Source organism: Cypionkella sp. (assembly GCF_030652235.1).
In the GTDB taxonomy this organism is placed as follows: domain Bacteria; phylum Pseudomonadota; class Alphaproteobacteria; order Rhodobacterales; family Rhodobacteraceae; genus Cypionkella.
The window spans coordinates 157,110-174,691 of record NZ_JAUSBA010000040.1; the positions used below are offsets into that span (position 1 = coordinate 157,110).

The 17,582-nt window shown below is 59.5% G+C and carries 16 protein-coding genes; 12 read left to right on the forward strand and 4 right to left on the reverse strand.

The annotated features are described in order from the left end of the window. Position 1: 1 nt before the first annotated feature. From Q7V03_RS13785 to Q7V03_RS13840, 12 genes are all read left to right on the forward strand, one after another. Positions 2–1,078 carry an ABC transporter ATP-binding protein gene (locus tag Q7V03_RS13785; RefSeq protein WP_304926168.1) on the forward strand — a complete coding sequence of 359 codons (1,077 nt, stop codon included), beginning with the start codon at positions 2–4 and terminating at the stop codon, positions 1,076–1,078. Continuing rightward, entirely contained in the window at positions 1,078–2,154 is a 1,077-nt protein-coding gene (locus tag Q7V03_RS13790) for an ABC transporter ATP-binding protein (protein WP_304926169.1), read from the forward strand. The genes Q7V03_RS13785 and Q7V03_RS13790 overlap by 1 nt, the downstream gene beginning before the upstream one ends. Beyond that, complete coding sequence (locus Q7V03_RS13795) at positions 2,154–3,026, forward strand: carbohydrate ABC transporter permease (RefSeq protein ID WP_054008493.1); 873 nt, start codon at positions 2,154–2,156, stop codon at positions 3,024–3,026. Before Q7V03_RS13790 ends, Q7V03_RS13795 begins: the two co-directional genes overlap by 1 nt. Further along, a complete protein-coding gene (locus Q7V03_RS13800; RefSeq protein ID WP_304926170.1) occupies positions 3,026–3,829 on the forward strand; it encodes a carbohydrate ABC transporter permease in 804 nt (267 codons plus the stop codon). The genes Q7V03_RS13795 and Q7V03_RS13800 overlap by 1 nt, the downstream gene beginning before the upstream one ends. A 1-nt stretch (position 3,830) precedes the next feature. Then, complete coding sequence (locus Q7V03_RS13805) at positions 3,831–4,232, forward strand: DUF2160 domain-containing protein (protein ID WP_304926171.1); 402 nt, start codon at positions 3,831–3,833, stop codon at positions 4,230–4,232. A 70-nt stretch (positions 4,233–4,302) separates the two neighbouring features. After that, positions 4,303–6,024 carry an ABC transporter substrate-binding protein gene (locus Q7V03_RS13810; protein ID WP_304926172.1) on the forward strand — a complete coding sequence of 574 codons (1,722 nt, stop codon included), beginning with the start codon at positions 4,303–4,305 and terminating at the stop codon, positions 6,022–6,024. 444 nt (positions 6,025–6,468) lie between these two features. Beyond that, on the forward strand, positions 6,469–7,953 hold the full coding sequence (glpK, locus tag Q7V03_RS13815) for a glycerol kinase GlpK (protein WP_304926173.1): 1,485 nt from the start codon (positions 6,469–6,471) through the stop codon (positions 7,951–7,953). 833 nt (positions 7,954–8,786) lie between these two features. Then, positions 8,787–9,296, forward strand: a complete 510-nt coding sequence (locus Q7V03_RS13820; RefSeq protein ID WP_304926174.1) for a curli assembly protein CsgF — start codon at positions 8,787–8,789, stop codon at positions 9,294–9,296. Beyond that, entirely contained in the window at positions 9,296–10,066 is a 771-nt protein-coding gene (locus Q7V03_RS13825; protein WP_304926175.1) for a CsgG/HfaB family protein, read from the forward strand. The genes Q7V03_RS13820 and Q7V03_RS13825 overlap by 1 nt, the downstream gene beginning before the upstream one ends. Before the next feature lie 124 nt (positions 10,067–10,190). Next, on the forward strand, positions 10,191–10,940 hold the full coding sequence (locus Q7V03_RS13830; RefSeq protein WP_304926176.1) for a hypothetical protein: 750 nt from the start codon (positions 10,191–10,193) through the stop codon (positions 10,938–10,940). Positions 10,941–11,052: 112 nt separating this feature from the next. Continuing rightward, entirely contained in the window at positions 11,053–11,868 is an 816-nt protein-coding gene (locus Q7V03_RS13835; RefSeq protein ID WP_304926177.1) for a hypothetical protein, read from the forward strand. 162 nt (positions 11,869–12,030) lie between these two features. Next, on the forward strand, positions 12,031–12,285 hold the full coding sequence (locus Q7V03_RS13840) for a hypothetical protein (RefSeq protein ID WP_304926195.1): 255 nt from the start codon (positions 12,031–12,033) through the stop codon (positions 12,283–12,285). Between the two features lie 489 nt (positions 12,286–12,774). On the opposite strand, the gene Q7V03_RS13845 is transcribed toward Q7V03_RS13840, so the two are convergent. The 4 genes from Q7V03_RS13845 to Q7V03_RS13860 are packed head-to-tail and all read right to left on the reverse strand — an operon-like array spanning position 12,775 to position 17,541. Continuing rightward, positions 12,775–13,281, reverse strand: coding sequence for a hypothetical protein (locus Q7V03_RS13845; protein WP_304926178.1), 507 nt, complete (start codon positions 13,279–13,281; stop codon positions 12,775–12,777). Continuing rightward, on the reverse strand, positions 13,278–14,645 hold the full coding sequence (locus Q7V03_RS13850) for an FAD-dependent oxidoreductase (RefSeq protein WP_304926179.1): 1,368 nt from the start codon (positions 14,643–14,645) through the stop codon (positions 13,278–13,280). Before Q7V03_RS13850 ends, Q7V03_RS13845 begins: the two co-directional genes overlap by 4 nt. A 7-nt stretch (positions 14,646–14,652) precedes the next feature. Further along, the gene (locus Q7V03_RS13855) at positions 14,653–15,756 is read right to left on the reverse strand and encodes a glycine cleavage T C-terminal barrel domain-containing protein (protein ID WP_304926180.1); all 1,104 of its coding nucleotides are present in this window, start codon (positions 15,754–15,756) and stop codon (positions 14,653–14,655) included. Positions 15,757–15,768: 12 nt separating this feature from the next. Next, positions 15,769–17,541, reverse strand: a complete 1,773-nt coding sequence (locus Q7V03_RS13860) for a hypothetical protein (protein WP_304926181.1) — start codon at positions 17,539–17,541, stop codon at positions 15,769–15,771. Positions 17,542–17,582: the final 41 nt, after the last annotated feature.

The following is a 17,582-nucleotide window of genomic DNA, read 5'->3' on the forward strand; positions in this document are numbered from 1 at the left end:
CATGTCGATTGAACTGCAATCCGTCTCGCGTGTGGTGAAGGGGCAAAGCTATATCCAGCCCACCAGCCTGACGCTGGAAAACGGCACGATGAACGTGCTGCTGGGGCCAACGCTGTCGGGCAAAACCTCTCTGATGCGGCTGATGGCGGGTTTGGATCAACCGACGACGGGCAAGATTTTCTGGCAGGGCCGCGACGTCACCGGCCTGCGCGTGCAAGACCGCAAGGTTGCGATGGTTTACCAGCAATTCATCAACTACCCCGGCATGTCTGTGTATGACAACATCGCCTCGCCCCTGCGCCTGATCGGCAAATCAGGTGCCGAGATTGACCGCGCCGTGCGTGATGTCGCCGAGATGTTGAAAATCACCCCGATGCTGCAACGCAAACCGTTGGAACTGTCCGGCGGCCAACAGCAACGCTGCGCCCTCGCCCGTGCCTTGGTCAAAGAGGCGGGGCTTGTGCTGCTGGATGAACCGCTCGCCAACCTTGACTATAAACTGCGCGAAGAACTGCGCGCCGAAATCCCGCGGATTTTTGAGAAATCCGGCGCGATTTTCGTCTACGCCACGACAGAACCGGAAGAAGCCCTGCTGCTCGGCGGCAATACCGCGACCCTGTGGCAAGGCCGCGTCACCCAGTTTGGCCCAACGCCCCACGTCTACCGTCACCCGGTCGATGCCACCACGGCGCGCGTGTTCAGCGATCCACCGATGAACTTCCTGAACTTCACCAAGCGCGGCAATGCTTTGCGCTTTGGCGACACCCAAGCGCCAGCCTTCAACACCCTACCCGATGGCAGCTACACGGCAGGCTTCCGCGCCAACCATCTGCATCTGCACAAGGCCTCTGCCGCCGCCATCGAGCTGATCTGCACCACCACGGCATCCGAGATCACGGGTTCAGAAACCTTTCTGCATCTCCAGCACGGCCAAGACCGTTGGGTCGCCCTCGTGCATGGCGTGCAATCCTTGAACGCGGGCGATAAGGTCAGCCTCTGGCTTGACCCCGCCCATATTTATGTCTTTGACGGCGCAGGGCTTTTGGCCTCAACCGCCGCTTACGCGGTGGCTGCATAATGGCGCAAATTACCCTGAAAAACCTCGCGCACAGCTACAGCGCCACGCCCAGCAGCGACGCTGATTATGCGCTAAAACAGATGGATCACGTCTGGCAAGACGGCGGGGCTTATGCCTTGCTCGGCTCGTCCGGCTGCGGCAAAACCACTTTGCTCAACATCATCTCGGGCCTGTTGCGCCCCAGCCAAGGCCGCGTGCTGTTTGGCGACCGCGACGTCACCGATGCCGAAACCGCCGAGCGTAACATCGCGCAGGTGTTCCAATTCCCGGTGGTCTACGACACCATGACAGTGCGCGAAAACCTCGCCTTCCCGCTGCGCAATCGCGGCATGGACGCAGGCTATATCAAGGCCCGTGTCGCTGCCATCGCCCAAACCATCGGCATGGAGGCCACGCTGGACCGCAAGGCGCGCGGCCTGACCGCCGACGCCAAGCAAAAGATCAGCCTTGGCCGTGGCATGGTGCGCGAAGATGTCAACGCCATCCTATTTGACGAACCGCTGACCGTCATCGACCCGCATATGAAATGGGAGTTGCGCACCCAGCTCAAGCAGCTTCACCGCGAATTCGGCCATACGATGATCTACGTCACGCATGACCAGACCGAGGCTTTGACCTTTGCTGACAAAGTCGTGGTGATGTATGACGGCCGCGTCGTGCAAATGGGCACACCCGAGGATCTGTTTGAGGCCCCCGCGCATACCTTCGTCGGTTACTTCATCGGATCACCCGGCATGAACCTGCTCGATGCTTCTGTGTCGGGCAATACCGCGCATCTGCAAGGCGTTGATCTGACTTTGGGCGCGCGTTACGCCCCGCAAATCGGCCGCACCCAAATCGGTATCCGCCCGGAATACTGCGAACTCTCTGCCACCGAGGGCCTGCCGATCACCATCCGCCGCGTCGAAGACGTCGGCCGCCACCGCATCATTCGCGGTGAGGTCGCGGGGCAAGTCGTGAACGTCATCGCCCCGGAAGGAAGCGCAATCGCCACCGACCAAACCCGCGTCCGCTTCGCCCCAGAACGCATCAACGTCTACGCCGATGACTGGCGCGTACAGGGAGGAGCGATCTGATGGAAAAGACCCAGAACAACAAAGCCTGGTTCCTTGTGCTGCCGGTGCTGATCGTGGTGGCGTTTTCCGCCGTGATCCCACTGATGACGGTGGTGAACTATTCGGTCAACGACACCTTTGGTCAGAACGATTTCTTCTGGAACGGCCTTGGCTGGTTTGAAGAAATGATCTCCTCCGACCGGATGCACGCCGCCCTTGGTCGCCAAGTTTTATTCTCCGCCATCATCCTCGCCATCGAAGTGCCGCTGGGGATTTTCGTCGCGCTGAACATGCCGAAAAAAGGCTTCTGGGCCAGCTTCTGCCTCGTCCTTATGGCCCTGCCTCTGCTGATCCCGTTCAACGTGGTGGGCACCATCTGGCAAATCTTCTGCCGCATCGACATTGGCCTGCTCGGTCATAGCCTTGCCGCCATCGGCATTGACTACAACTACACCAACGATGCCTTGGACGCATGGATCACCATTGTTGTGATGGATGTCTGGCACTGGACCTCACTGGTAGCTTTGCTGTGCTACGCAGGCCTGCAATCCATCCCGCAAGCCTATTACCAGGCCGCCAAGATCGACCAAGCCAGCCGGTGGAGCGTGTTCCGCTATATCGAACTGCCGAAAATGTCCGGTGTGTTGTTGATCGCCGTGCTGCTGCGCTTCATGGACAGCTTCATGATCTACACCGAGCCTTTCGTGCTGACAGGCGGCGGCCCCGGCAACTCCACCACGTTCCTGTCGATCGACCTGGTGAAAATGGCCGTCGGCCAGTTCGACCTCGGCCCCGCCGCCGCCTTCTCGATCATGTATTTCCTCGTGATCCTTCTGGTCAGCTGGGTGTTCTACACCGTGATGACCACCCTTGATGCGCAGGAGACGAAGTGATGAAAAATCGCGGCAATGCCATCGTGATGACCGTCTACCTGCTGTTCCTGCTGATCCCGATCTATTGGCTGATCAACATGAGCCTGAAGACCAACACCGAGATCACCTCGACCTTCTCGATCTACCCGCAGACCTTCACCTTCGCCAATTACATCACCATCCTCACCGATCCGTCCTGGTATATGGGCTACGTCAATTCGATGATCTATGTGGTGATGAACACGGTGATTTCGATCACCGTCGCCCTGCCCGCCGCCTATGCCTTCTCGCGCTACAGCTTCATGGGCGACAAACACCTGTTCTTCTGGCTGCTGACCAACCGGATGTCACCGCCCGCGGTGTTCGCGCTGCCGTTCTTCCAGCTTTACTCCAGCATCGGCCTGTTCGACACCCACATCGCGGTGGCGCTGGCGCATTGCCTGTTCAACGTCCCCCTCGCGGTGTGGATCCTGGAAGGCTTCATGCGCGGTGTGCCAAAGGAAATCGACGAAACCGCCTATATCGACGGCTATTCGTTCCCGCGCTTCTTCATCCGCATCTTCATGCCGCTGGTGGCATCGGGCATCGGCGTGGCGGCGTTCTTCTGTTTCATGTTCTCATGGGTAGAACTGCTTTTGTCCCGCACCCTGACGGCGGTGAACGCCAAATCCATCGCCGCCACCATGACCCGCACCGTCTCGGCTTCGGGCATGGATTGGGGCGTGCTCGCCGCCGCCGGGGTGCTGACCATCATCCCCGGAGCCTTGGTCATCTACTTCGTGCGCAACTACATCGCCAAGGGCTTCGCCCTCGGGAGGGTTTGATATGACCGCCTCACGCTGGAACGCGATCTTCGTCACCACAGCCGCCGGCATGGCCGCCCTGCTGGCCTTCCTGATCTGGGCCACCCCGCGCAATGACGAAGGCTTCCAATGGTTCGACCCGATGATCCAAGGCGGCTGGATGGCCTGGACCTTCCCCGTCGCGCTGTTCTTCTACATCATCGCGGCGCTGCTGATCACCTTCACCCTGCTGGCGATCCGCTATCCCGAAACACCCCGTCGCGGCATCCTGACGATTGAAACCACGCGCGGCGACCGGCTGTTCATCACCTTACTCGGCTCGGCCTTTATCAACTTGGCTTGGCTGTTCTTCTTCGGCGCACCGCTGACTGTCGCGCTGATCCTCTGCCTCGTCTACGCCGCAGTGGTCTTTCGCTGGGTCTGACGGCAGCCTGACCACCCCGGCGGGCAACCGCCGGGCAACCAACGACGCTCAACATTCTGGGAGGAATCGAATGAGACTGCGCACCACATCAACCGCCATTGCGCTTGCGCTGATGGCCTACGGTATGCCGGCTTTTGCCGACATGGAGGCGGCAAAGGCTTTCCTTGATAAAGAAATCGGCGATCTGTCGGTGCTTTCGCGCGCCGATCAAGAAGCCGAAATGCAGTGGTTTGAAACCGCCGCCAAGCCCTACGCAGGGATGGAGATCAAGGTCGCCTCGGAAACCCTGACCACGCATGAATACGAGGCCAAAGTGCTGGCCCCTGCGTTCGAGGCCATCACCGGCATCAAAGTCACCCACGATCTGATCGGCGAAGGGGACGTGGTCGAAAAGCTGCAAACCCAAATGCAGTCGGGCGAGAATATCTACGACGCCTATATCAACGACAGCGATCTGATCGGCACCCACTGGCGCTATCAGCAGGCTCGCAACCTGACTGACTGGATGGCAGGCGAAGGCGCCGCTGTGACCAACCCCGGCCTTGATCTGGCCGACTTCATCGGCACCAAGTTCACCACCGCACCGGATGGCAAGCTGTATCAACTGCCCGACCAGCAGTTCGCCAACCTGTACTGGTTCCGCTACGATTGGTTCAACGATCAGAAGACCAAAGACGATTTCAAAGCCAAATACGGCTATGATCTTGGCGTTCCGATCAATTGGTCGGCCTATGAAGACATCGCGGAATTCTTCACCGGGCGCGATATGTCCTATATGAGTGGTCCGACCAAAGTCTATGGCAACATGGATTACGGCAAGAAAGACCCAAGCTTGGGCTGGCGTTACACCGACGCGTGGATGTCGATGGCCGGCATGGGCGACAAGGGCGAGCCGAACGGCCTTCCGGTCGATGAATGGGGCGTCCGCGTTGATGAAAACTCGCGTCCAGTCGGCTCTTGCGTGACGCGTGGCGGTGCCACGAATGACGCGGCTGCGGTCTATGCGATCACCAAATCCATCGAATGGCTGCAAAAATACGCGCCTCCTTCGGCGGCTGGTATGGTGTTCGGCGAGGCTGGCCCAGTGCCCGCACAGGGTGAGATTGCCCAGCAAGCGTTCTGGTATACCGCTTTCACCGCCGATATGGTGAAACCCGGCCTGCCAGTGGTCAACGAGGACGGCACGCCGAAATGGCGCATGGCCCCCTCACCGCATGGCGCTTACTGGTCCGAAGGCACCAAGGTCGGCTACCAAGACGTGGGGTCGTGGACGTTAATGAAGTCCACCCCGGTCGATCACGCGCAGGCAGCTTGGCTTTACGCCCAGTTCGTCACCTCGAAAACCGTCGATATGAAAAAGTCTGATGTGGGCCTGACCTTCATCCGTCAATCCACCATCGACAGCCAGCACTTCACCGATCGCGCCGCCATGTTGGGTGGTCTGATCGAATTCTACCGCTCGCCTGCCCGCGTGGCATGGTCGCCAACTGGCACCAACATCCCGGATTATCCGAAGATGGCGCAACTTTGGTGGCAGAACATCGGCGACGCTATGTCGGGTGAGAAAACCCCACAAGAAGCGCTGGATGCTTTGTGCGCCGAGCAAGAGAAAGTGCTGGGCCGGATCGAAAAAAGCGGCGTCCAAGGCGACATCGGCCCGAAGCTGAACGACGAGCAAGACCCACAGGTCTGGCTTGATGCGCCGGGATCGCCCGTCGCCAAACTGGAAAATGAAAAGCCGCAGGGTGAGACCATCGCCTATGACGAGCTGATCAAATCCTGGCAGAACTAAGCTGACAGGGTGACAAAAGGGGGCGGGGTGTAAGCCTCGCCCTTTTTCTTATTGACACAAGCAAACTGCAGTCGAAGGGCCTCGAACCGATAGGAACCGCTCCGGGAGAGCGTTTTCCGGTTCGTTGCTCATAAGGCTGAAAGCCGTTGAGCAAGGGGTGTTGTGCCACAAACCGAAGGCCAATAATCTGGCCGCGCCTGCCTGGGCTGGCGCATTTCGCGCCTGCCAAGGGGCAGGCTGGCGCGGCCAGCTTTGTCTGCGGCCAAATCTGCCAAGACAAAAGAAACGCCATTTCCCTCTGTAGCAAAGCCGATCTACACTGGCCCACAACCCACCCTAAACTAACCCAAACGTTAAAAATTCCTTAAATCCGCCACCTCAACCATCTGATATAAAACAACAAAAAAAGGTCCCGAGTTGGGACCACACCACCCCGGAGGCCACATGACCCATATTCTCGCCATCGACCAAGGCACCACCTCGTCCCGCGCGATCCTGTTTGATGCGGGCCTGAAAGTCATCGCCTCTGCCCAACAAGAATTCCCACAACACTACCCCCACCCCGGCTGGGTCGAACATGACCCCGCCGACCTCTGGGCCACAGTCGCTGCGACCGCCCGCGCCGCCATCGAACGCGCCGGAATAGATGCCCACTCGATCGCCGCGATCGGCATCACCAACCAACGCGAAACCACCCTGCTGTGGGACCGCGCCACCGGCAAGCCGCTGCACAAGGCCATCGTCTGGCAAGACCGCCGCACCGCCGACACCTGCACCGCCCTGAAGGACGCAGGGCACGAGCCGATGATCACCGCCCGCACAGGCCTGCTGCTCGATCCCTACTTTTCCGGCACCAAACTGAAATGGCTGCTGGATACGATCCCCAACGCCCGCACCCGCGCCGCAAACGGAGAGCTCGCCTTCGGGACCGTCGACAGCTACCTGATCTGGCAACTCACCGGAGGCCGCACCCACGCCACCGACGCCACCAACGCCGCCCGCACCCTGCTTTATAATATCGCAAAGGGCTGCTGGGACGCCGATATTTGCGCCCTTCTCGACATCCCGATGCAACTGCTGCCCGAAGTCCGCGACAGTTCCGCCAATTTTGGCCTGACCCGCGCCGACCTGTTCGGCCATGAAATCCCGATCCTTGGCGTCGCAGGCGATCAGCAAGCCGCCACCGTCGGCCAAGCCTGCTTCCAACCCGGCATGATGAAATCCACCTACGGCACCGGATGTTTTGCCCTGCTGAATACGGGCGACAAAATGGTGCCCTCGAAAAACCGCCTGCTGACCACCATCGCCTACCAGCTCGATGGCAAACCGACCTACGCGCTGGAAGGCTCGATCTTCATCGCCGGCGCCGTCGTCCAGTGGCTGCGCGATGGCCTCAAGATCATCCGTGACGCAAAAGAAACCCAACCCCTTGCCGAAGCCGCAGATCCTGCCCAAGACGTGATCCTTGTACCTGCCTTCACTGGCCTTGGCGCGCCGTATTGGCGGCCCGATTGCCGCGGCGCGATATACGGACTGAACCGCAACTCTGGCCCGGCGGAGTTGGCGAAGGCCGCGCTGGAAAGCGTAGGCTTTCAAACCCGCGACCTGCTGGAAGCGATGCGCGCGGATTGGGGCGTAGCGGCGCAAGGCGTGCTGCGAGTCGATGGCGGCATGACGGCATCCGACTGGGCGATGCAGTTTCTGTCCGATATTCTGGGCGCGCCGGTCGATCGCCCGGTGATCACCGAAACCACCGCATTGGGCGCGGCCTATCTGGCGGGCCTGAAAGCCGGGATTTGCCCCGCCCCCGCCGAATTCCAGAAATCATGGGCGCGGCAGCGGCAATTTCTACCGCTGATGGATGCAACCAAACGCGCCAACAAATACGCCCGCTGGACCCGCGCTGTCGCTGCGACAATGAGTGTCTAAGGATAGAGCACTCATGGATCAGATCCAAGATCATGCCGATGGTACGGCAGACCCTTAGCCCCCCTCCTGTTTGGCGCATATTCTTGCCTGATCAACGATCTCTCAAAGGCGACAGGTATGCGGCAAGTTCACTCAGAAGGTGTCGTGGCGCGAGGCTCGCGTATTCTTAAACCGTTTTCTCAGCGCGTGTGGATGATGGCATACGCACCTTTTACTCTGATGCGCGCGGCGCCGGTGCTGCGTATGGATCGTAAACGGTTCCCCCACCCTGCATTCTGCCCGATGATGTGATCTGCTATTACGTTGCCCATGTGGTTTTCTCAGGAGGCGTGATTTGGAGTCCGTCGGTCGGGTGAGCCAGGTCTCAAAGTCGGTGATCTTTGGCACTCCCTGATCATGGCGGAAGGCAAGACGCGCCTCTGGGGTCAGGTCCCTGATCTCGGCTTCGATCTTATAGAACTCAGCGATGCGCTTCATGCCAAGTTACAGATCCGTGCGATGACCCTGAACAGTTTTGCAGCCCTTGGAACACCCCAAACTCAACGCGCTGTATAAATCTACCGTAAGTACAAAAAAAACAACCTTAGGTCGTTTTTCTAACAGAGCCGGTCTGGATGGAAAAGACAGGGGCGGCAGATCTTTCATTCATATATATTAATCAAAAGATATTATTTGCCATCTTAAGAAGTAACGGACAGATAGCCTTTGAATGTCAAGCGTTTTGGATTATTGGGCAGGAATAAAATATTTCTAATAGGCGGCATGTCCCTAATTTATTCATAACAATTTATCGTTTTTTCGCATAATCACAGTCTAAGCAATAGGACCGCGGTGTGTATTTGGATCTACGTAACATCTTGGTGGAGACTAAAACGATGCTTCGGGTCACAATGCTTCGTCAGTTTAGATGTTATTTTGCCCTGTTAGTTGGCCTGATTGCAGGAGCAGCTTTGGCCCATCCTGTCAGTGCGGAAATGAGCTATTCACCAATGCTTCCGCAATTTGGTGGTGGTAATGTGCAAGCTCTTGATATTCTGAAATTTGAAAAGCAGAGTGCCGATTCCCAGAAAGCACGTATAGCGGCGGCCTTGGCGGCGGAAGAGCGCGCGAAAAACCTGACGGTGACGACAAATGCCGACCGCCTGGTTGCAGCCATCACCAACTATCTGAATGTGGAAATCGCGCGGCGGTTTTCGATGGAGATTCTGGATGGCGATGCGCCGACAGGCAATTTTACGGTGGGCGACGTGACGATTGAATATATCCGGTCTGACGGCATCCTGAGCCTTGTCATTACAGACGGGAACGGATCGACGACCATCGAACTGCCGGTGGTTGAGTAATGCAGCGCCTGAAACCTGCCATCCTGCTGGCGACGGCCTTGTTGGTCGCAGGCTGCTTTCCGACGCCCAAGTTGCAGACCACGCCGCCGATGGTCGATCAGCAGTCGGCGTTTGACACGCTGTCATCGCTTGCGCCGCCCAAAGGCGAACCGATCGTGGTGGGCGTTTACAACTTTGTCGATCAATCCGGGCAGCGTTTGGTCAATGACCGGCCGGTGTCAGAGATGTCGACGGCGTTGCCGCAGGGCATTTCGTCGATTCTGGTGCAAGAGCTGCAACGCGCCGCCGACGGCAAGCTGTACCGGGTGGTCGAGCGCGAGAATGTCGATGCCTTGCTGACCGAGCGGCGAATCGTGGTTGCATCGCTGCCTGCGGAACAGGCCGCTCAACTGACACCCTTGCTGTTGCCGGGCATCATATTGACCGGCGGTGCGGTGTCTTACGACCGCAGTGTCACGCAAGATTTGCGCGGCCTTGGCTTTAAGTCGGTCAACGGCGTGAAAGAGGTGGCGACAGATCAGGTCGGGGTGATCCTGCGCGCGGTCTCGGTGAAAAACGGCGAGGTGTTGGCCACCGTCCACGCTCGCAAATCGGTGATGAGCGCGCGGAGCGGGATTTCCGGGCTGTACATTCTGAACAACGACGTTTTGGCGTTGGAAATCGGCGGATCAGCGAATGAGCCGGTATCGCTGGCGGTGCGGTTGGCGATTGCCGCCGCCGTGCTGGAGCTGACGCAAGAAGGCATCAAAAAGGGCTGGTGGTCAAACTGACCAGCCCTGATTGACGGAGGTCAGGATGCAAGCCAGGGCGATGGCCCCAGCTTGGAAGCTTGATCGCCAAACCCGTGATCCTGACCAAAGGTCTGGGCGCGGTGGTAAGAAGAGGGATACTACAATGACACTTTCGAAAATTCTGGCCACGACCGCAGTTGTTGGCCTGATGGGCAGCGCTGCCTTTGCGAACGATATCAATTTCTCTCAGTCGGGCGGGTCTGTCGGCGCAGTGACGTTCACCCAGACGGGCACTTCCAACATGATCAGCTCGAATGGCACCACCATTGCAGCGCCCGCGACCGTCACCGGTTCACTTGCCACGCTGACGCTGGAACAGATCGGATCGTCCAACAAATCATCCTTCAGCATCACGCCGGGTGCTGGCACTGTTGAAGTGCCGGCCCTTGGTAATGTGGCGCTGCTGTTGAAAGGCAGCTCCAACACCAGCAGCTTGACAGTAAACCAGGACGCAACAGGCACGCTCGACTTCTCGGTTGGCGTTGAGGGTAGCAACAACTCGGTTACCGCAAGCATCACAGCCGACAATTCGGTCGTTGATATCGAGAGCCGCGGTGATGGATTCACCTACACAATCGGCCAAACTGCAGCTGCCGTGGATGCCGCAAACAGCATCACCGCCAATTTCGTGCAATCCGGGACCGGCGCGGTCGACGTAGAAATGCTCCAGTCGGGCGCAACCAACACCATTACCATGGGCGCGCCGTCCGCTTACGGCTTGTTCACGGGCACAGGCGGCATGACCCTGCAGGGTACTGCAACTGTCGGCATCACTCAAAGCTCTGTCAATGCATCGTACACAGCGACCCAGACCGTTGCACCCGGTGGCACCGTTACCATTGCTCAGAACTAAGCCCGCGCGCCTTTCGCGGGCGCACCAACCCCATGCCGGGCGCTGCACTTTTTGATGCGCCCAACCCGTCCGTCCGGCACTCCGCCGGGCGGGCACCCAAGGAAAGCGCGCCATGTCATTACGCTATGGGCCGGCAGTGCCCCTGATCTGCCTTGGGCTTATCACCGCCGCGCCGGGATGGGCCAATGATATCCGCTTCGATCAAAGCAACCCAACGATTGTAACCCTGAACATCACGCAGTCCGGGACGGATCATGCCGTGCATGGCTTTGCCGCAGGATCAACCATCCCTGACCCAACAACCGGGGCCGCGCTGAAGGGCAACTTTGGCACGGTCAGCCTGCAACAAACCTCGCCCACCGGCAGCGAGATTGCCTTGCGCGTGGAGGTTGGCGAGGCTGCGCTGAGCGATATCTCGATCAACCTGTCGGGCGGCGCGCACCGCGTTGCGCTGGATGCCGTGGCGGGGAAGCTGTCATCGGCGATCACTCTGGAAGGGGCCAACACAAAGGCTGTTAATGTTACAGTAGATGCAGCGGGCAAAACGGTATCGCATGACATTGCGCTGTCGGGGGATGCGATGAGCCTGACCGCCAACCAGCGGACCGCAGCTGACCTTTCCGTCAATTTGATCGCAAATGGTCCGGGTGCGACAGCTTCCATCACCCAAAGTGGTGAAGGCAGCACCGCGCATATTCTGGGCTATATCGACAGCAACGCCGAACTTGTATTCAATCAAACCGGGATCGGAGCGGACTATACGCTTGATGTCGAGCTGAATGCGAATTCCAAGCTGACCTTCCATCAGGCGGCTGATGGCGGGGGTCCTGTCGGCTCAAAGGCGGTTGTGGCCGCCGGGCAGTCGATAACGATGACGCATACCTCGTCCACCGGGGCAGAGCCGCAGATTAGTACGACATCGCCGTGACACGCTGCGGATAAACAATACCACAAGGCGATTGCCGCCGGCCTGCTGAAGGAACAGGTTTTTGTCCGCGGTTTGAGTTCAAGCGGCATCAATGATGTGACCGCCCCCGACGGCATCGCTGCGCCAAGGTGGGTCTGTGAGCATGCACAAAGGAGGACGGCCGTGTCGGAGATTGTCACGGTCGGGCTCGATCTGGCGAAGAGTGTGTTTGTCGGCTTCGGCGCCTCTTTGATCGAGGTCCATGAGGCTGACGCCTCTGGACGGGGTGTCGTACAAGAGGCTGAGGCGGGATCAGGCTCTCGGTTTCTTCAGGTTCATCATGCCGGTACATGCGCCTGGCACCAGCTTTGCCGGGAAAGTCTGTTACATCTGGGTGACCCAAAAGTGGCGCAGGGCTTCGATCGCGCCTTCGGTTAACTAGGGGCACTGCGCGAAACTCATGTTGGCGGCGTTGATGATTTCACCCACATCGGCGCCAACGGCATGGGGCAAATCTTGCCATCCACACTCAGACGGATGTACCAACCGCTGCCAGCCCATCGCTTTGAATTTGGTATAGCCTGAGGAAAACCGGACTTCGTATGGAGCTGCCCCGCGCCTTGCGGCGCGATCCTGCCCTATCACCCAGCGCGTTCAGAGAAGCGATTTCCTCGAAACGTTGAAATAAGCAATATGGTTGCGGCAAAGCGCGAAGACCTCAGTCACGGTAACGCGTTGGGCGGCCGGATCCAACTGAACGGCCTTCGGGATTGCATGACCTGATCAGCAAGCGTTCCCATCGCCATCGGATAAGCGCGGCTGTGACGATAGATTTCCCTCTTGGGTCGCCCAAAGTCTGCTTCAACGCAGGCGCCTGCCACGCGTCTGCGGGCAGCCACTGCGCACTCTCTGGATTGATCGCCCGGATTACCCTTGTGTCGCCGACCACTTCCCCAACCGGACCAAAAAGGCATCAAGGGGTGCGCCGGGGTCACGATTGCCCGCAAGTTCCAACTTGGCAAAGTCGATCATCGCGACTTCGTGTGCATAAAGCAGGTCCATGACGTCGAACGCCTCTTGCGGCGCAATGGCTTTCAGCCCGGAAAATTCCTCCAGATAGGCCGGATATTCGCGGACCATCTCCTCCATGGCCGCCTCCCAGGACTGACGGGGATTGGCGAGGGCTTCCTCTCGCCCCGACTGGCGAAGGGCGGCAAGGTCGGGCGGGATCACGCCAAGGGCCTTTGCCACGGGACGCAGGGCCGCTTCCATGCGGTTTTCGATGAGGGCCATCTTTTCCCAGATCGCAGCGCGTCGCGGGTTGGGTTCGGTTGTGGCGAAGGTTGCGAAGTAGGTTTCGCCGGAAACCTCGTCCGCATAGGAAAGGGCAAAGCCTTCGGCGAAGGTCGCGAATGTCCGCGCAACAATGGTCATTGAATGCGAACCCCCTGCCGGATCAGTGCGCGCTGGACAGCGTCCATGTCGACCATATCCACGTCACAGTTGGATTTCACTGCCTGCGCGGCGGCGACCCCGGCCCCTTGCCCCGCCACCGCACAGCAAGCCATGTTGCGGGTGGCGGCATGGGCCACCCTGTCGCCGCCAATCGCGCGACCGGCCACCAGCAGCCCCTTCACCTTCTTGGGCAGCATCGACCGGTAGGGGATATGCATGTAGCGACCCGTGGTCGGGATGATCAGGATGCCGTAGCCGTCGATGAATTCGGGGTAGATGCCGATGGTATCCTCGAATCTGCCTTGTTGGCGCACATCCGTTTCGGTCATGTTGTAGATGGCGTCGATCTTGCGGGTGTCGCGGATGCCGATGGTCATGCCGAAGTTACGCAGCCGCGCCCCTTTGCAGCCTGGCATGAAATGGCGCAGCGCCTCGATGGCAAGCATCGCCTGTTTGCGGCCCTCGACCTCTCCCCGCGTCATGCTGTCGGGGTCGGTGCCGTCGATCCCGTTCAGATGCACGAGGTTCATGTAGGTCAACTCGCCCGTGTCATGCATCGCACCCCAGGTGCCCGCAATGGTCGTCAGATGCTTGGGGATGATGCCTTCCTCAATGGCCCTGGCGAAGGGCTTTTTCAGGAAGGGCGAGAACATGTCATCCTCTTTTCCGTCGGTTTCCACCGTCCATTCACCGGTGGACCAGTCCTTGTAGGTCTGCGGATCGGCCTTCACCTCGGCCATGAATTCGGCTTTGTTGACGCCCGCAAGGTGGAACATCACAGAGGCCGCCTGCATATGCTCGGACGGAGTTTTCGGCGCAGGGGCACCGCAGCGGACAGCAACATCAGCATCCCCGGTCGCGTCGATCACCACCTTGGCAAGGATTGCCTCGCGCCCCGCCTTCGATTCCACGATGATGCCTGCGATGCGGTCACCCTCCATGACGGGAGCAACGAAGGTGCGGTGCATCATGCCATGAATGCCTGCGTCTTCTACCAGCCGGTCGGCGACCAGTTTGAAGCCTTCGCTGTCCAACTCGTAGGAAAGCGACTGGCTTTCCGGCACGGCAGCGCCCATCGCCTTGGCGCGATCCTCAAATTCGCGCCCGATGCCATTGGCCTCGATGGTTGCCTCATGGCGATACCAGGCCAGACCCTCTACCCCCACCACAGTGATGTTCCCGCCGTAGCAACCAAAGCGTTCAACCATGCAGACCTGCACGCCCGCGCGGGCAGCAGCCAACGCGGCGGCCAGCCCACCGGGGCCGGACCCCACGACCAGCACATCGGTGCGGTGAATGACCGGCACATGGCGGGCCGGTTCGGTGATGAAATCAAGGTTCATGTCAGTCTCATAGGAAAGGAAGATCAGTTAGTTTTCCGGGTTGCATCACGCCAGCCACTTGCGCCTGAACCGTATCCCCGATGGCGCAAGCGTTGTCGATCAGGGCAAAGCCAATGTTCTTTTGCAAACGGTAAGAGAAGATGCAGTTGGTCAGGTCGCCCACCTTGCGACCATCCTTGAAGATGGGGTTCCACCGGAACCCGGGCTTCACCGGCTCGCCCGCATCCAGAATGATCCCCAGAGAGTGCCGCTTTGGCCCCTCGGCCGCGATACGGCGCAGAGCATGGATGCCCACGGTATCGTCAGGCACATGCAGATCGACATATTTGCCCATCCGTACCTCATAGGGGTTGGTGGTGGCGTCGGTATCTCCGCCATAGGAAATCAGACCAGACTCCACCCGCTCGCACCAGTTGGGGCCACCCGGCCCGATGCCCCAAGGCGCACCTGCCTCACGGAAGATGTCCCACAGCGCCGTGCCTTTGGCCCCATCGCGCAGATAGATTTCGAACCCGCCTTGCTTGGACCAGCCCGAGCGCTGGACAACCACAGGGATGCCCTGAATCTCGGTTTCGCGGAACCAGAAATACTTTAGATCGCGCACCCAGTCGCCGCAGACATGCGCGACCAAATCCTCTGCCTTAGGGCCTTGAAGGGCCATGGGCGAGACATCGGGTTCGCTGACCTCGACGCGCAACCCGCGCTCGGCGGCGATAGCGGCGGCCCAGAACCAGATGTTGCTGTCAGCAATTGACAACCAATAAAGATCATCAGCCAGCTTCAGGCAGATCGGGTCGTTGATCAGCACGCCCTGATGGTTGCACAGCGGCACGTATTTGCCCTGTCCCACCTTTTGCTTCGACAAGTCGCGTGGCGACAGGATCTGCACCAGCCGCCCAGCATCCGGTCCCTTCAACTGAACCTGCCGTTCGACCGCCACATCCCATTGGCTGACCCCATTGATCAACCGCCAGTATTCTTCCTCGGGTTTGCCGAAGGCCGTCGGCATCAGCATGTGGTTGTAGGTGGTGAAGTTGGTAACGCCTTCCTTCACCGTGGCCTCGTAGAACGGCGAGGGGCGCAGTCGGGCAGAGGGGGTAATTCCGAACAATTCAGGCTCCGGTCAGTTGGAGGAAAGATCGAGAGTGGCTTCGATCAGGGCGACAAGCTGCGCGTCGCTGACCGAATGGTTGTAGTCGTCGCGCCCCAGAACCACGATGGCGTCGCCATTCGGCAGGGACAGCACGATGTTGCCCCCAGAGCCACGCATGCCGGGCACGTTCAGTATGGTATCGCCGCGCTTGGCGACAGTGCGCCAGTAGGCAAGGCCATAATCGGGGCTGGCAGAGAGGCCCGCGACCAGTGCCGGATCAAGGATTTGGCCGCCATCCGGGCCCTTGCCGCCATTCGCGATCAACTGTCCGGCGCGGGCCAGCGTGTCGATGGTGGGCAATGCCCCCCAGGCGGAGAACGGGAAGCCGATGGAGCCATCCGGCGTGTAGTTGGTGCCCGAGACGAAATGCGGCGCGCCGATCGGGGCGTAAACCTCGGTTTCCAGCATGTTCAGGACGGTGGCGTCCGCGCCTTCCTTGGATTGCAGAAAGCGTTGCATTGCCAACGTGGCAATCCACATGTCCTGATCCATGTAGACCATCTTCTGCCCCGGCCCTGCGACGTTGGTGTTGGGTTCTTGGTTGAAGTAGTGGCGGATCTGATCGGCCAGCGCATAGGAATAAGACCATTGGTAGGTGTTGGTCGATTTCGCATTCCAGTTGGCATCATAGCCATCCGGCCCCATGCCCGATTGCATGTTGAGCGCGTTGCGGATCGTCACCTTGTCCATCCGCTCCCTAGCCGCGGCGGAAGGATAGGCGAACTCATCGCCCTCCGTGAAATAACTGACGATGGGCTTGTCGAGGAAGTCCGGCCCATATTTTTGCGCCAACCGCATCGCCGCCATTCCGGGGATCAGGGATTTCGATGCGGACCAGACGCCGACGCGCATCTCTTGTGAGTAGGGATGGGTGCCGAAGGGCGTGGTAACCGGGTTCATATATAGCGTGCCCTCGTGTAGCACCGCCACGGCAAGCGTCCGCACCGGGTCGAGCCTGCCTGCCGCCCCCTTGATCGCATCACCAAGCTCGTCCAGCGGTTTCAAAGGCAACCGCGCGGCGCGCTCGGCGTTGAAATCCGCGGTGACTGCTGCGACGTCGATCTTGGCTGCGATGTCGAAGGTTGCGGGAACTTCGGCCCAGGCCGTCACGTCGAAATCGGGGTCCCAGAACAGGAACCCACCCGCTGAATTCGACGAAAACTGAACTTGCAGTGGTGTCACTTGCTCGTCCTTGTATTCAAAACTCGCGAGACCCAGCCAGGCTTCGCCCTCTTGGCTTTGCACCAGCGAGATCGGGAAAGCGGCCTTCGACCAGCCCGCACGATTACCCTCCGTCAGGCTCCAGGTCTTGCCCGGCCCAGCGATGATTTCCCAGAATGAGGCGGTGCGCGCGGCAATCGGTCGGCGGATGATGCCACGGTCAGCGGGGATCAGATCGCCTGCTTCCGTTGCGACCAGGTTAAGCGTCAGGCCCGGAAAGAGGCCCGCATCAAGCTGCATCAAGGGCACGGCGCCTGCTGGGTCCTGCTTGGCCAGAAAGTCGAAAATCCCCCACCATTCGAACGGACGCCGGATCATCTTGTCGGCAGGGTCAGCCTCAACCGTCATGGCTGTTGTGGTCAAATCCAGTCGCGCGGCGAAAGGCATCCCCGGTGCGGCACCCTTGGGGGCGCTAAATGAGGTGGCCATCGTCCATCCCGGCGCTTCCGCATGTGCCGTTCCAGACACCACAAGCGATGCTACGGTCGCAACACTGGCGCAGACCTTCGTGAAAGCTAACATGCGTACCCCTCCATCCGTAAAAAAAAGCCTCTGCCGACGGC

Bases quoted from the DNA above. Each gene is read 5' to 3' on its own strand.
- Q7V03_RS13830 (WP_304926176.1), top strand. From the start codon at position 10,191: ATGACACTTTCGAAAATTCTGGCCACGACCGCAGTTGTTGGCCTGATG.
- Q7V03_RS13790 (WP_304926169.1), top strand. From the start codon at position 1,078: ATGGCGCAAATTACCCTGAAAAACCTCGCGCACAGCTACAGCGCCACG.
- Q7V03_RS13810 (WP_304926172.1), top strand. From the start codon at position 4,303: ATGAGACTGCGCACCACATCAACCGCCATTGCGCTTGCGCTGATGGCC.
- Q7V03_RS13795 (WP_054008493.1), top strand. From the start codon at position 2,154: ATGGAAAAGACCCAGAACAACAAAGCCTGGTTCCTTGTGCTGCCGGTG.
- Q7V03_RS13835 (WP_304926177.1), top strand. From the start codon at position 11,053: ATGTCATTACGCTATGGGCCGGCAGTGCCCCTGATCTGCCTTGGGCTT.
- Q7V03_RS13785 (WP_304926168.1), top strand. From the start codon at position 2: ATGTCGATTGAACTGCAATCCGTCTCGCGTGTGGTGAAGGGGCAAAGC.
- Q7V03_RS13850 (WP_304926179.1), bottom strand. From the start codon at position 14,645: ATGAACCTTGATTTCATCACCGAACCGGCCCGCCATGTGCCGGTCATT.
- Q7V03_RS13845 (WP_304926178.1), bottom strand. From the start codon at position 13,281: ATGACCATTGTTGCGCGGACATTCGCGACCTTCGCCGAAGGCTTTGCC.
- Q7V03_RS13825 (WP_304926175.1), top strand. From the start codon at position 9,296: ATGCAGCGCCTGAAACCTGCCATCCTGCTGGCGACGGCCTTGTTGGTC.
- glpK (WP_304926173.1), top strand. From the start codon at position 6,469: ATGACCCATATTCTCGCCATCGACCAAGGCACCACCTCGTCCCGCGCG.
- Q7V03_RS13800 (WP_304926170.1), top strand. From the start codon at position 3,026: ATGAAAAATCGCGGCAATGCCATCGTGATGACCGTCTACCTGCTGTTC.
- Q7V03_RS13805 (WP_304926171.1), top strand. From the start codon at position 3,831: ATGACCGCCTCACGCTGGAACGCGATCTTCGTCACCACAGCCGCCGGC.
- Q7V03_RS13860 (WP_304926181.1), bottom strand. From the start codon at position 17,541: ATGTTAGCTTTCACGAAGGTCTGCGCCAGTGTTGCGACCGTAGCATCG.